Source organism: Propionivibrio limicola, assembly GCF_009469695.1.
GTDB lineage: Bacteria > Pseudomonadota > Gammaproteobacteria > Burkholderiales > Rhodocyclaceae > Propionivibrio > Propionivibrio limicola.
On sequence record NZ_SSSR01000008.1, the window covers coordinates 22,302 to 37,095 of the forward strand.

11 protein-coding genes and 1 tRNA gene are annotated in these 14,794 nt (G+C 57.0%); 8 read left to right on the forward strand and 4 right to left on the reverse strand.

What is annotated here, in order from left to right; genetic code table 11:
- Positions 1-15: 15 nt before the first annotated feature.
- Positions 16-984, reverse strand: a complete 969-nt coding sequence (locus GH659_RS07730; protein ID WP_153110825.1) for a LysR family transcriptional regulator — start codon at positions 982-984, stop codon at positions 16-18.
- A 320-nt stretch (positions 985-1,304) separates the two neighbouring features.
- Here GH659_RS07730 and GH659_RS07735 point away from each other — a divergent pair, with 320 nt between their 5' ends.
- The 4 genes from GH659_RS07735 (at position 1,305) to GH659_RS07750 (ending at position 5,010) form a co-directional block, all read left to right on the forward strand.
- On the forward strand, positions 1,305-2,312 hold the full coding sequence (locus tag GH659_RS07735) for a TRAP transporter substrate-binding protein (protein WP_153110827.1): 1,008 nt from the start codon (positions 1,305-1,307) through the stop codon (positions 2,310-2,312).
- Positions 2,313-2,478: 166 nt separating this feature from the next.
- Positions 2,479-3,990 (forward strand): NAD(P)H-hydrate dehydratase, encoded by a 1,512-nt coding sequence (locus tag GH659_RS07740; protein ID WP_153110828.1) that lies wholly within the window; start codon positions 2,479-2,481, stop codon positions 3,988-3,990.
- Entirely contained in the window at positions 3,987-4,844 is an 858-nt protein-coding gene (locus GH659_RS07745; RefSeq protein ID WP_153110829.1) for a DMT family transporter, read from the forward strand. The genes GH659_RS07740 and GH659_RS07745 overlap by 4 nt, the downstream gene beginning before the upstream one ends.
- A 90-nt stretch (positions 4,845-4,934) precedes the next feature.
- Positions 4,935-5,010 (forward strand) — tRNA-Ala (locus GH659_RS07750).
- Between the two features lie 77 nt (positions 5,011-5,087).
- On the opposite strand, the gene yccS is transcribed toward GH659_RS07750, so the two are convergent.
- Entirely contained in the window at positions 5,088-7,322 is a 2,235-nt protein-coding gene (yccS, locus tag GH659_RS07755) for a YccS family putative transporter (protein WP_170285844.1), read from the reverse strand.
- Entirely contained in the window at positions 7,319-8,221 is a 903-nt protein-coding gene (nhaR, locus tag GH659_RS07760; protein ID WP_153110831.1) for a transcriptional activator NhaR, read from the reverse strand. The genes yccS and nhaR overlap by 4 nt, the downstream gene beginning before the upstream one ends.
- A 280-nt stretch (positions 8,222-8,501) precedes the next feature.
- Here nhaR and GH659_RS07765 point away from each other — a divergent pair, with 280 nt between their 5' ends.
- From GH659_RS07765 to nhaD, 4 genes are all read left to right on the forward strand, one after another.
- Positions 8,502-9,047, forward strand: a complete 546-nt coding sequence (locus GH659_RS07765; protein WP_153110832.1) for a TRAP transporter small permease — start codon at positions 8,502-8,504, stop codon at positions 9,045-9,047.
- A gap of 18 nt (positions 9,048-9,065) precedes the next feature.
- The gene (locus GH659_RS07770; protein ID WP_153110833.1) at positions 9,066-10,349 is read left to right on the forward strand and encodes a TRAP transporter large permease subunit; all 1,284 of its coding nucleotides are present in this window, start codon (positions 9,066-9,068) and stop codon (positions 10,347-10,349) included.
- A gap of 83 nt (positions 10,350-10,432) precedes the next feature.
- Positions 10,433-11,593 (forward strand): sodium ion-translocating decarboxylase subunit beta, encoded by a 1,161-nt coding sequence (locus GH659_RS07775; protein ID WP_153110834.1) that lies wholly within the window; start codon positions 10,433-10,435, stop codon positions 11,591-11,593.
- A 277-nt stretch (positions 11,594-11,870) separates the two neighbouring features.
- On the forward strand, positions 11,871-13,304 hold the full coding sequence (gene nhaD / locus GH659_RS07780) for a sodium:proton antiporter NhaD (protein ID WP_153110835.1): 1,434 nt from the start codon (positions 11,871-11,873) through the stop codon (positions 13,302-13,304).
- A 67-nt stretch (positions 13,305-13,371) separates the two neighbouring features.
- Here the strand turns inward: nhaD and GH659_RS07785 are convergent, their stop codons facing one another.
- A complete protein-coding gene (locus tag GH659_RS07785) occupies positions 13,372-14,784 on the reverse strand; it encodes an MBL fold metallo-hydrolase RNA specificity domain-containing protein (protein WP_153110836.1) in 1,413 nt (470 codons plus the stop codon).
- Positions 14,785-14,794: the final 10 nt, after the last annotated feature.

Genomic DNA, 14,794 nt, shown 5'->3' on the forward strand with positions numbered 1-14,794 from the left:
CTGTTGTGCGGTTGCTTATTCCAGAAGAGATTCGGGGGCGTCCTTGATCGAGAACGATGCTTGGAACAGATCCGTTCTGGCCTGTTCGGCACAGATGCTGCGCAACCATCTGTTGCCTGGGTCGTGATGAAATCGTGCATGCCAGTATTGGCTGACCATGTAGGAAGGAACGGGGACAGGGCATGGGAACAGGTGAATCGACGCGCCTGCGGCTAAGGTTGCGCCGATCTCCCGCGGAAGGGTGGCAATCATGTCCGTCGTTTCAATGATCTTGGCAACGCCCAGGAATCCTTGCAGTGTGACCAGTACCCGCCGCTCGATGCGTTGTCGCCGCATTTCGGCCTCGATAAATGCATTGGCGCTGCCGTAGCTCAAAGCCACGTGAGCCTCGCCTAGATAGTTCTCAAGCGTCAGGCGTTGGTTGATCCTCGGGTGATCCGCGCTTACGAGGCAGACAAAATCGAGCTCGAACAATGCCTGTTGGTAGTATCCGGCCACCATTCCTGGAACAAAACTACCAAATGCAAGATCAGCCTCGCCGGTTTCAAGAAGTCGTGCCGTGTTGGCGTTAACCGGCAGTGCTTCGAGTCGCACATCGGGCGCACACTTGCGAAAGTGTCGAAGCATCTTGGGGAATAACGTGATTTGTGCTGAGTCGGGAATGCACATGCGAAATACCCGGCGCGAACTGCCAGGGTCGAAGCTGCCTTCATCCTCGGTCAGTTGTCGAATGTCCCTGAGAATGAATTGGATTTTGGCCAGTAGTTTGTCTGCGCGCGGTGTTGGGGCCATGCCATCGGAGGTGCGAACGAACAGCGGGTCTTTCACCTGCAAGCGAAGACGTCTTAGCCAGGTGCTAACGTTTGGCTGCGAAAGACCGAGGATTTCAGCTGCCTTCGTAACGCTTTGTGTTGAATAAAGTGTTTCGAGCAGTCTTAAATCCTTTACATCCAAAATGTTTTCGCCATGTTCGGACTCGTGCATACGCTTTACTCCCATGATTTTATGCTTGTTTTTTCTCGCTTGATCGAGATCTGCGCAAGCGCATTTATTTACGCATATTTTGTCTATATAAAAAGAATAATTTACAAGGTGGGCACTCGTACATATAGTTCGGCAAAAAACGCACACCAAGTCAAAACAACAAGTGCTTGGGTCTAGTGCTGACGGCTTCTAAAGGAGCTTCAAAAAATGAGAATAAAGTCGGCGCGATCGAAAAAAGATTCGAGGAACCGGACAAAACCGGATTGTCGATAGCGGATTTTCCGCAGTTTGCTTCAAGTCTTATTCACTAGGAGGTTCAAATGCATCTGAAGAAGAAAGTTGGCCTGGCAGTCGCAGCTGCATGCTGCATGATGGTTGTCGGTGGTGCTCAAGCAGAAGTTCGTGAGCATTCTTTCCGCTTTGCTACGGCCAACCCGAAGGGGCACCCGATCCCGGCGGGTGGTGAGAAATTCGGCGAACTGCTGTCCAAGAAGTCCGGCGGCAAGATGTCTGTCAAGTCGTTCCCGGGCGGCGTGCTCGGTGGTGACGTGCAGGTACTCTCGGCTGTCCAAGGCGGCACGATCGACATCGCGGCGATGAACACAGGCATTCTGCAAGGCCAGATCAAGGAAGCCGCTGTCGTCGATATGCCTTTCCTTTTTGCCAACGCCAAGGAAGTCGACGCGGTTCTCGATGGAAAAATGGGCCAGAAACTGGCTGCCATGATGCCGGCAAAAGGTATGGTCAACCTTGGTTACTTTGACCTCGGTTTCCGTCAAATGACCAACAGCAAGCGTCCGATCAAGACGCTTGAGGACATCGCCGGTCTGAAGATGCGTGTTATTCAGTCGCCGACCTATATCGAAACCTTCAATGGTCTCGGCGCCAACGCTGTCCCGATGGCCTTTACCGAAGTGTATACGGCACTTGAGCAGCGGATGATCGACGGTCAGGAAAACCCCCTTTCGGTTATCGAAGCCAACAAGATCAACGAAGTGCAGAAGTACATCAGCATCACCAATCACATGTACAACCCGCAATCGTTCTTCATGAGCAAGAAGACGTGGGACAAGCTCAACGCCGACGAACAGAAGCTTGTCATGGAAGCGGCCAAGGAAGCGACTGACTGGCAGCGTCAGTACTCCCGTGCTGCGCAATTCAAGGCACAAGAAAACCTGAAGAAGACCTCGGAAGTTAATGAAGTATCGCCGGCTGAAATGGCCAAGATGCGTGCCAAGGTCAAGCCGGTTGTCGACAAGTTTGCCGCTTCGATCGGTCCTGAGTTCGTCAAGGAATTCATGGCTGAAATCGAGAAAGTTCGCAAGTAAGACGCTTTAGAGTTTTAGTCAGTAAAAAGTAAGTTGATTGGGCGCCGGGTGGTCATTCCACCCGGCGTTTTTTTATGTGCGGTTTTTTGATTCCGTGACCTCCGATCCTGAAAATACTGTTGCGGTTTGATTGGTAGAATTGCCATTTTGGTCGGTGTGTTCGTATATGTTTTCCGTTCCTCTCTTCCGTACTGACGAGATTCGGCGGATTGAAGCCGCGGCGTCCGGTTTGCAGCTAATGCAGCGTGCCGGATCGGCGGCGGCCGATTTTGCGGCAACGTTGTTTTCCGCCGACGTGGCGAATTCCAGTTCTCACGTCCTCGTTCTGGCAGGGCCGGGGAACAATGGTGGCGATGCGCTCGTAGTCGCCCTTCATCTTCGCAAGCGACGTTTCGATGTCCGGGTGGTATTTGCCGGCGATACCGAGAAACTGCCGAAAGACGCGGCCCAGGCATACCGACAGTTCGTTGAAGAAGGTGGTGTTTTGTGTGCAACGATACCGGGGGATCTGCGATGGGAGTTGATTGTCGATGGATTGTTCGGCATCGGTCTCAAGCGCGAAATATCTGGACGCTACGCTGAACTCGTCGAGCAGGCGAACAACCTTGCAGCGCGCGATGCGTGTCCGTTGCTGGCTTTGGATTGCCCGAGCGGGCTAGATAGCGATACGGGTAGAGCAAGCGGCATTGCTATCTGCGCGAGCCATACAATCACTTTCATCGGGGGAAAGCCCGGCTTGTTTACGGCTGATGGTCCCGATTTGTGCGGGATGGTCAAGGTTGCGACGCTCGATCTTGATGTTGCTTCAAATAATGATTTGCCGAGCGAGCCTGTCGGCCAGCTTGTGGTGCGAGCGCTGTTTTCCGGGCGGCTGAAAAGGAGAGCCAATAATAGCCACAAGGGAACGTACGGAAACGCCGGAGTTCTTGGTGGCGCTCATAGTATGGTGGGTGCGGCATTGCTTGCCGCTCGTGCTGCGTTACATCTTGGTAGTGGCAGAGTTTACGTGGGGCTGCTCGACGATCGGGCGCCCTCTTTTGATCCGGGGCAGCCGGAACTCATGCTGCGCAATCCTGATCTTCTGTTCGGCAGCAGTCTGACGGCGTTGGCGTGCGGCCCAGGAATGGGGAATACGGCTGCTGCGACACAGCTTTTGGAGAGAGCTCTTACCCTTTCCATTCCACTCGTGCTCGATGCAGACGCGCTTAATCTGGTGGCGCGCCATGAACCGCTGCAAAGGATTCTCCAGTCGCGTTCGGCGCCGTCGTTGCTGACGCCGCATCCGGCTGAGGCGGCACGCCTTCTCGGCTGTGACGTGGCCATGATTCAGGCGGATCGTCCGGTTACGGCCATCAGAATGGCGCGTCGTTTCAATGCCTTGGTCGCCCTCAAAGGTGCTGGAACGGTGATCGCAACGCCCGATGGGCGGTGGTTCATCAATACGAGCGGGAATCCAGGATTGGCCACCGCGGGAAGTGGTGACGTGTTAACTGGTTTTGTTACTGCGTTGTTGGCCCAAGGGTGGCCGCCGTGTGAAGCCTTGATGGCGGCGGTTCATCTGCATGGTACGGCAGCCGAGCGGCTCGTAGGGCAGGGACAAGGCCCGATCGGGCTGACAGCGGGCGAACTCATTGACAGCGCACGTTGCTGCTTTAACCAGTGGATTTATCATCCGTGAAAAACAACAGGCTGTACGGCATCGTTCTGCTTGTCATCGGCGTTTTTCTTTTTGCTGTCTTCGATGCCAGTTCGAAGTATCTCTCTCAATTCTTTCCCGTCCAGTTCCTCGTCTGGGCGCGCAATTCGGTGAATCTCCTTATCGTGCTGGCTTTTCTTCCCAGCATGGGGCGTGAGTTGGTGACGACACCGCGTCCTGTATTGATGGCAGTGCGCGGTGCGTTGCTCGTGGTTACGACGCTCCTTCTGATTCTTGCTTTTCGAACTCTGCCGTTGGCCGAAACGTCGGCGATTACCTTCTTGGCGCCGTTGATCGTGGTCATCCTGGCAGGCCCGCTGCTTGGCGAAAAGATGAGTCTGCGCAATTGGCTGGCAGCACTGGGGGGCTTTGTAGGGGTGCTGCTGATTGCCAGGCCGAGCGGGGCCGTTGGCGGGATTGGTGTCGTTTATGCGATCGGTGCGGCGCTTTGCAATGCCTTTTATCAGATTCTGACGCGCAAGCTGTCTGACACGGAGCCGCCGATGCGTCAGCTTTTTTACGGGGCACTTGTCGGAACCGCCATGACGACAATTCTCGTTCCGCAGTATTGGCCGGAACAGGTGCCGACGGTGATGCAAGCTTTGTTGCTGCTTTCGTTGGGTTTTACCGGCGGGGGCGGACATCTTTTGCTTATCCGTGCTTTTCGGGAGACCCCTGCATCCACGTTATCGCCGTTCCTTTACCTCCAGTTGATCTGGTCGGTGCTTATGGGCTGGCTTGTTTTCGACCACGTTCCGGACTTGATCTCGATGTCCGGGATGCTTGTCATCGGCCTGTCGGGAATGAGTCTGCTCCTGTTTCGATGGCGGAGGTGAAACAGGGAGGATGCTGTTTCTCGGTTGGCGCTTAATTTTGTTTTACTTTGCTCCGAGCCCTCTTTATAATCCGCGTCTCTTTCGCTCCAGGGGGGTATAGCTCAGCTGGGAGAGCGCTTGCATGGCATGCAAGAGGTCAGCGGTTCGATCCCGCTTACCTCCACCAAGGACCGAAAGAAATCTTCATCTTCTTCTGAACCAGAAGCTCAAAGAAGCGACTGGCTTCACTCCTGATTTTCCCCTTCATTTGTGCGACTGAATTCCCCCTCTCGGGCGGGAGGCTCGCAGCAATTCGTTTGCCGTTGCGCGCAATGAGGGCAACAGATGAAGTGCCAATATCAGCTGAGCGCGGAGTACCCGATGAAATTCGGCTTCGTTTTCGTTGTGGACCATCAATCCACGCAATGCGGCAAGCTCCTCAGGTCGTTCAGTTGCTGACATGGCGAGGCGTGTCTTCAATGAGGCTGCCAGTTCCTCCAACACCGTTTGCAGACAATGAGCCGCCACAATCACATCATCGGCGGCTTTCAGGTCGGCATTGCGGTGAGCGCCCATCGCGGACAAGTAGTTCAAAAGGGTGTGGGATAACACCAGAAAACGCGTACCTGCTCCGACATTGCGCCGCACATAACCGGGTTCTTTGGATGCCGCGGTCAGCGCGCCGGAAAGAGCGGCATCGGCGTTGTGAGCGTCGCGCCGGGCAATCCGGTAGGGCAGGTTGTCTTGCTTTCCGGGCCCACCGTATTGGGCGACGACCTCGCGGAGATATTGCGCTTGCGTGCGCAACGTTTCTGCCGCGAGTTGGTGCAGCCGGCGCGAATGCCAACTGGGCAGAACCAGCCATACCGAAATTCCGGCGATCAGGCTGCCGGCCAGCGTATCGAGTAGGCGCGGCACAATGAGGCCGTAGCCGTCGCCCACCTGGTTGAACGAAAGCAGCACCAGCATCGTTATCCCGGCCGTAGCCCATGTGTAACGGGTCGTCCTCGTCATGAAGAACAGCACGCCGGCGACAACCGTGAGCGCGGCTTGCGTCAGTTCGTCAGGGAAGAGGCGCAATATGGCCCAACCGATGACCAGGCCCAGTACGGTTCCGCCGATCCGTTCCATCAGCCGGGTTAGCGTGGCTCCGTATTGGGGTTGGCAAACGAAGACAATGGTTAGCAGTATCCAGTACCCGTGCGTGTCGCCCGTTATCAGCATGAGCGTGAATCCCGCCGTAACGGCGATGCTCAGGCGAATCGCGTGGCGCATCAGCGGCGCTCTCCAGGACATTTGGGCGCACAGTCGTTTTCTGAAATCGCTCAGCTTGCGGGGCTGCCTGTCCTGCAGGGTTGTGTCTGATTGTGGTCGCGGCCGCCCTTGTTGGAACAGTCCTGAAATGTCTTCGGCCATGGCGCCAAGATTGCTGGCAAGCGCTCTTAGCGCCCGTTTCGAGCGAGCGCGACCCTCGTCACTGATTTCGCCGTCGATTTTGTTGCAAATCGCCGCATTGGGCGCCTCTACCCGAGCAATGGCCGCTTCCATGTCGTCGATGGCGCGTTTCGTAGCCATGTTTGGCGACCAGTTCTCCTGGGTCCGGATGGATTCGGCGATTGCCAGGCAGTCGTTACCCAACAACGCCAATACGCGCTGGCAGCGATAAAGCACATCGCTGTGAAAGAAAGCGTCGGCGAGCAGCGCGTATTGCTCGTGCGAGGAACTGGTTCGTTCGTGCAGATCCTGCGCGATGAAGTAACGATGCAGTGCGGCCTGTAGCCATTCCGGCGCGTGCGTGGGGTTCATGCGGCTGACAAGGCTTTCCTTGGCGGCGTTGAGTGCATCCACGACACGTCCGTTGTGCATGGCGAGCGCCAGGCGGAGCTGTTCCAGATCAATGCCGCGAACCGGTTCCAGCAGTCTGGACTTTAAGTTCAGATACGTTCCGAGTGCGTCAAAGAGGCGGGCAAGGTTCTGGTCGACCGGCTGTTTCGGGAAGGTAGCCGACCATGCGATGGAAATTACGCCATACCAGGCAGCACCAGAGAGCAGGAGGATTTCCTGGCCCCGCATGATCGGGCGGCTGGCCGGGGCGTCGATGGCCATGGCGGCGTAAAGCGACATGATCAGCGTGGCGCTGGCGATGGCGCGGTAGCGATCGCCGACGGCGCCGAGCAGGGGTAGGAGAAACGCTGCTCCGGCCAGTACGAGCATCAGACTCGCCGGATGCGCGAGGCTCAGGCGGACAGCGAAAATCATCAGCGCAAAACAACAGAGGGCGATTGTCTGGGCCAGAAGCCGGCCGCGCCAACTGTCGTCGGTTTCGGAAAGGGCACTGGCGATGACCCCCAGTAGCAGCGGGGTGATAGCGTTTGGCCAATCCATCAGCCAGCACACGGCCATGATTCCGGCAAATCCGAAAACAAACCGTACGCTGGAGGAAAACGCCTCGCGCAGACGCCCGTGCCGCCATGCTTTCCAGCTCAGCCCGTTCATCATGCTTCGCTCGCCCCGGCGGAAAAACGCTGTGCAGACTCGGTGATTGCGAGGACGCATGGATGTTTCAGCTTGCGCTCGACCGAAATGGCGTAATAAGTCACCTTGGCTTCAGTTGTTCGGCCAATTACCGAAAATTCGCCGGACAGCGTGAATTCCTCCTCGACGATGGTCGGTACCGGGAAAACGCCCATCCCGCCGCGACCGAATGCGGTCATGAGCGCACTGTCGTCGAATTCACCGACGATCTGCGGCCGGATGCGTTTCTTCTCGAACCAGCCATCGAGGGCATTGCGAAGTGCCGAATCCTCGCCGAGCAGCAGCAATTGCATGGAGGAAAGGCAGGCTGGAAAGGAAAGAGGCGAGGGGGGAGTTACGTCATTGTGAACGAGAAAGGTGATGCCGGATTCGAGCAGTCGATGGTTGTAGGCCCGCACACTGATTGACGCGGGAATGGGTTTGTCCGAGATGACAAGATCGAGTCGATGTACGGAAAGTTCGGTCAGCAAGCGGTCGATTTTCCACTCGCGGCAGACAAGCCGTACCCCCTCGGTCGCGCTCTTGGCCGGTTGCAGCAGCTGGAAGGCGAGCGTTTTCGGCACGGCGTCGGAAACGCCGACTTTAAATTCGGTCGGACGCCCCTTGGGGTTGTGCTTGATCACCAGCTCCAGTTCGGCGCTCAGGGCGAACATCTCTTCGGCGTACTCCATGGCCATCTTGCCGGCTTCGGTCAGGATGAGCGAGCGTCCCTTTCTCGCGAAAAGAGGGGTTCCGAGGCTTTCTTCAAGCAAGCCAATTTGGCCGCTCAGTGTTTGTGGCGTGACATTGATGGCCTCCGCAGCACGAATCACGCTGCCCAATTTACCGACCTTCCAGAAGTAAAACAGATGCTTGAGATTCATCGGGTGATTTTTGCCGTTTCGAGAAAAGTTTGTTAATTGTGCCAGTAATTCGAATTTTGTTTGTAAACAAAATTCGTTAATGTAACGCTCCTAGACGCTCTGTAACAGTTCTTGATCTGGTTATGCACGTCGGAGGCCTCCGCGAAGTGCTTGTTTCTGTGCGTCTTTTTTATCGTTCGCGTCTCAGTGGTTTTGCGCTGAGGATGGGAGTTGGGCGAGGGGAACGCTCCTTGGCCGCCTTGCGCGATATGAATCTGAAACCAATCAAACAGGAGTGCCAATGACTAAGATTGCAGATGTGTTGTTCTATCTGTTGAAGACGATTGCGGCCATGCTATTGATAGCGATGATCGTGATGGTTTTCGGCAACGTGGTTTTGCGTTATGGGTTTAACTCAGGCATTACCGTTTCCGAAGAGCTGTCGTCCTGGTGCCTGACCTGGATGACCTACACCGCCGGCCTCGTCGCCCTGCGCGAACACGGTCACCTCGGCTTCGACGGCGTTCTCAAGAAGATGCCGGCCGGCATGCAGCGCCTGCTGCTCTGCGTCGCCCAGGTCATCATGATCGGCTTCATGGGCATGTTCCTCTACGGCAGCTGGCAGCAGACCGTCATCAACCTCGAGAACATGGCTCCGGCCTCCGGTCTCTCGCAGGGCCTGTTGTACGGCATCGGTATCGTCTTCAGCGTGGGCGCCATCTTCGTGCTGCTCGCCGACCTGATCAAGATCGCGACCGGCCAGTTGATACACACGCTCAGCTCGGAAGCCGACGAAGCCATGGCTGAAATTGAAGAGCTCCACGAAACCGAGCACCTCAAGCACTAACCCTAAGGACACTCCACAATGACCATTCTGATCTTTCTGGCGGCCCTGATGGGCGGCATGATCATCGGCATGCCGATCGCCTTCTCGCTGCTCGGGGCGGCCGTCGCCCTGATGTTCCACCTCGACATGTTCGACGCGCAGATCATCGCGCAGAACCTGATCAACGGCACCACCTCGTTTACCCTGATGGCCGTGCCGTTCTTCCTGCTCGCCGGCGAAGTCATGAACGCCGGCGGCCTCTCGCAGCGCATCGTCAAGGTCGCGCTGGCCCTTGTTGGCCACAAGCGTGGCGGTCTCGGCTACGTCGCCATCGTCGCTTCGGTGCTGCTTGCCAGCTTGTCCGGTTCGGCCGTGGCCGACGCGGCTGCGCTGGCGACGCTGCTCGTACCGATGATGATGGCCGCCGGCCACTCGCAAGGCCAGTCGTGCGGCCTCGTTTCTGCGGGCGGCATCATCGGCCCGATCATCCCGCCGTCGATTCCGTTCATCCTGTTCGGTGTCGCCGGGGGTGTCTCGATCTCCAAGCTGTTCCTCGCCGGTATCGTGCCGGGCATCCTGATGGGCGGCGGTCTGGCCTTCACCTGGTGGTTCATCAACCGCAAAGCGGATCTTCAACTGACGGAAAAAGCCGCGCCGGGCGAATTGACGGCCGCGCTCAAAGAAGGCGTCTGGGCGCTGATGCTACCCGCCATCATCATTTTCGGCCTGAAGTTCGGCATCTTCACGCCGACCGAAGCGGCCGTGGTCGCCGCCGTCTATGCGCTGTTCGTGGCCCTCGTCATCTACCGCGAACTGAAAATTACGCAACTGTTCGGCGTGCTGGTTACCGCGACGAAGAGCACTGGCATCGTCATGTTCCTGGTTGCCGCCGCAATGACGGCCGCCTGGCTGATCACGATTGCCGACCTGCCGGGCCAGATGGTTGAACTGCTGACGCCGTTGATGGGCAACCAGACGCTGCTGATGCTGGCCATCGTCGCCATCCTGTTTGCCGTCGGTTGCGTCATGGACCTGTCGCCGATCATTCTGATCCTGACGCCGGTGCTGCTGCCGGTCGCCAAACAGGCGGGCATCAACGAGATCTACTTCGGCGTTGTGTTCATCGTCTGCGGCTCGGTCGGTCTGATCACCCCGCCGGTGGGCACCGTGCTGAACGTCGTCGCCGGCGCGACGAAGAGCGACATGACCAAAGTCGTCAAGGGCGTTTCGCCGTTCTTGCTATCCCACCTCGCTGTATTGACGCTGATGATCCTTTTTCCGGCCATCGTTACCGTTCCTGCTGCCTTCCTTGGGGCGAGGTAAGGCACTTCTGCTCCGGGTCGGGGAAACCTGGCCCGGATTCGAGCTGGATGCAGCTTTGATCAAATAACGTTAAGGAATTGATGATGTCAGGAATCATCGAACAGTTCGTTCTGATAATGACGCAGTCGACCGGTTTTTCGCAGATCACCGGTGGCATGGTCGTCATGTGGGCTGTCTGTGCTGTGCTTTTCTACTTGGCGATCGTTAAGCAATTCGAACCGCTATTGTTGCTACCGATCACTTTTGGCGCTTTGCTGGCCAATCTCCCCACGGTAGGGGTTCTAAACGCGCCTTACATTGACGGGTTGGTGCACGTGCCCGGTGGGTTGTACCACTACATTTCGCAAGGTATCCATCTGGAGTTGTTCCCGCCAATCATCTTCTTGGGGGTGGGGGCGCTGACGGATTTTGGTCCGTTGATTGCCAATCCACGTACCCTGTTGCTCGGAGCCGCAGCACAAGCGGGGATCTTCGCGACGATGTTTCTCGCGGTCATGAGTGGTGTTTTCACGCCGGGCGAGGGCGCTTCCATCGGAATTATCGGTGGGGCGGATGGCCCGACATCGATCTTTACGGCCAACAAACTGGCACCGCATTTGATCGGGCCGATCGCCGTCGCGGCCTACACGTACATGTCGCTGGTACCGCTGATCCAGCCGCCGATCATGAAGCTGCTGACGACGGATGCCGAGCGTCGTATTCGCATGAAGACCCTGCGTCCGGTCGGTAAGCTTGAACGGATCGTGTTTGCGGTCGTTGTCATGATTATCGTCATTTTGGTTGTCCCCCCAGCGTCGGCGCTGGTCGCCATGCTGATGCTTGGCAACATCATGCGCGAAGCAGGCGTCGTGGAGCGGCTGACCAAGGTGTCGCAGAACGAGATTATCAACATCGTGACAATCTTCCTGGGCACCTCGGTCGGTTTGACGATGGGAGCCGAGCATTTCCTGCAAACCAAGACGCTTATGATTATTGCGATCGGTGTTGTGGCGTTTGCTGCGTCCACCGCGGCGGGTGTGCTGCTGGCCAAGCTAATGAATAAGTTGTCGCCCGACAATCCCATCAATCCGCTGATTGGTTCTGCCGGCGTATCCGCCGTACCGATGGCCGCGCGTGTGTCGCAGGTCGTCGGGCGGGAATACGACAATCAGAATTTCCTGCTCATGCACGCTATGGGGCCAAACGTAGCCGGGGTTATCGGTACCGCCGTTTGCGCCGGTTATTTCATTTCGCGTTTGGGGTAGCTGACGTCGCGGTTCCTTGTTTGACTGTTCGAATGCCCTGGGGACTAAATATCTAAGTCCTCGGGGCTTTTTTTTGACTGACTTTTGTCGCAAGAACAGATGGTTGCAGGACTTATGATGTTTGATTGACCTGTTTTCGATTCGATAAAACTTATCTATGAGTCAGGTTAACCCGAATTTATTTTCACGATTCCTTAGGCTAAGGTGCCACTTTTTTGATCGTGTAACGTTTTTGTAACCAAAAAAATCAGGTGAAAAACACCTCGGGAGTCGTTGAATGTTGAAACTTTTCGCTTCGTTGATGCTATTCCCCGGAATAACGTTTGCCATGGATGGGGGGCTGCATCTTGATCTGACCAAGCATTGGGTGGGATTTTTCGCCATTGCTCTGTTTGTTCTCTCCTACGTCTTCGTTATGGCGGAGGAGTTTACGCACATGCGTAAATCGAAACCGGTGATGCTCGCCGCCGGCGTTATCTGGGCGTTGATTGCCTGGCAATATCAGGTGAGCGGAATGCATCACGAAGCGGAGCAGGCGGTTCGGCACAATCTGCTCGAATATGCGGAACTGATGCTCTTCCTGTTGGTGGCGATGACCTACATCAATGCGCTGGAAGAGCGCTTCGTGTTCGATGCCTTGCGTTCCTGGCTGATACGAAAAGGCTTGAGTTTCCGGGCGCTGTTCTGGGTGACCGGTGGCCTCGCGTTCTGTATTTCGCCGGTTGCCGATAACTTGACGACCGCGCTCCTGATGGCGACCGTGGCGATTGCCGTTGGCGGCGAGAACAAGAAATTCGTGCTGCTTTCCTGCATCAACATCGTGATTGCCGCGAATGCCGGTGGAGCCTTCAGTCCGTTTGGCGACATCACGACGCTGATGGTCTGGCAGAAGAACATTCTGGCAACGAACGGAAAGATCGATTTCTGGACGTTCTTTGTCTTATTCCTCCCCTCGCTGGTGAACTGGCTGGTGCCGGCCATCGCCATGCATTTTGCGGTTCCCAACGTACGGCCGCATGCCGACGGGCAGATTGTGCGGATGAAGCGGGGCGCTGTCGGGATTATGTTCCTCTTCCTGCTGACGATCGCGTTGGCCGTAGCCTTCCATAATTTCCTGGTCCTGCCGCCGGTTCTCGGGATGCTGACCGGTCTGAGCTTCCTCAAGCTTTTCTCGTATTACCTCAAGAAAAAAGGGGAGACGACCTGCTTCCGCAAGGATGGCGAGTTGAGTTGTCAGGCTCAGGGAGAGATGGATTTCGGCGACCCCATCCCGTACGACATCTTTGCCAAGCTGGCCCGGGCGGAGTGGGATACGTTGCTGTTCTTCTATGGCGTTGTACTCTGTGTCGGCGGTCTTGGCTTCATCGGCTACCTGAACATGGTATCGCTGGCCATCTACGGTGGCTGGGGCGCGACTTACGCGAACATCGCGATCGGTGTCCTGTCCGCTTTTGTCGATAACATTCCGGTGATGTTTGCGGTGTTGACGATGATGCCGGACATGTCGATTGGGCAGTGGATGCTGGTGACGATGACGGCCGGCGTGGGCGGCTCGATGCTGTCGATCGGTTCGGCGGCCGGCGTGGCGCTGATGGGGCATGCACGTGGCGTCTATACCTTCTTTGGCCATCTCAAATGGACGCCGGTGATTGCCCTTGGTTACGCGGCGAGCGTCGGAACGCACATGCTGCTCAACAAACATTTGTTCTGACGACGGGCCTATCTCCAAAAAACCGCAGAGCGCCAAAACGGGCTCTGCGGTTTTTTTTGAAAGGTGCTTACAGCGTGATGAATTCGCCGCGATGCGGCAGCGTGATGTTCTTCCAGCCGAGGTCGTCCTCGATGGCTTTGGCGAAGACGGTCGAGGCTTCGATTTCGCCGTGGATGAGGAATGTCCGGCCGGGCGCGCGATGGAAACCGCGCAACCAATCGAGGAGGGCGGCCTGGTCTGCGTGCGCCGACAACCCGCCGACGGTGTGGATGTGTGCCCGGACCGGTACCGGCTGGCCGAAAATATGCACGAGGTGGGCGCCGTCGACGAGTCGCCGCCCGAGTGTTCCCGCCGCCTGAAAGCCGGTGATCAGGATCGAGCACTCGCGGCGCGGCAGGTTCTGGCGCAAGTGGTACTTGATCCGGCCGGCCTCGCACATGCCGCTCGCCGAAATGATCACCGCGTCGCTCCTGATCTCGTTCAGCGCCTTGGAGTGTTCCACGTCGGCGACGAACTCGATGTTGACCTTCTCCTGATTGGCTCGCCACCAGTCGATCAGTTCATGCGTTTCGGCATCGAGCAGTTGCGGGTGCTCGAACGTGATTTGCGTGGCGGCGCGAGCCATCGGCGAATCGACGTAGATTTTGATCGGTTCGATCCGCTGGCGGCGCACCAGGTCGCACAGCACGTAGATGATCTCTTGCGTGCGCCCGACGGCGAAGGACGGAATGATCAGATTGCCGCGTTCTCCTCGGGTTCGTTTGAAGGTGGCGACGATTTCGTCTTCGGTTTCCGCCAGCGGGCGGTGCAGGCGGTTGCCGTAGGTCGATTCGACCAGCAGCAGGTCGGCTTCCGGAATCACCTTTTCCGGGTTGTGCAACAACGGTCGGTCATACATGCCGAGGTCGCCGGAGAACACGAGCGCATGCGTCTTTCCCGGCTCGCTCACCGCTACCTCAAGCCACGCCGAGCCGAGAATATGACCGGCATCGTGGAATTTGACGCTCACTGTTTCAGCGGCGTGGAGCGTCTCCCGATAGCCAATTGGCCTGAGCAGTTTGAGCGACGACTTTGCCTGTTCAACCGTATAAAGCGGCGCCGGAAGGCCGCGTTCGCCTTTGCCGCTCCGCCTCCGATGCCGCAGTTGCCATTCCGATTCCTTTTCCTGGATGAAGGCGCTGTCGGGCAGCAGCACGTGGAGCAGGTCGATAGTGGCGGGCGTGGCGTAGATCGGCCCGCGGAATCCCATCACCGCAAGACGTGGCAGCAGGCCCGAGTGGTCGATGTGGGCGTGCGTCAGCAAGACAAAATCGATGGCCCGCACGTCGAAATCGAATTTCAGCGCATGCAGGTTTTTCGACCGCGCTTCCGGGCCGCCCTGAAACATGCCGCAATCGACGAGAAAACGAGCCGTTTCCGTTTCCACCAGCGTGCACGAACCGGTCACTTCACCGGCGGCGCCAAAGAATCCGATACGCATGATGAGTTCC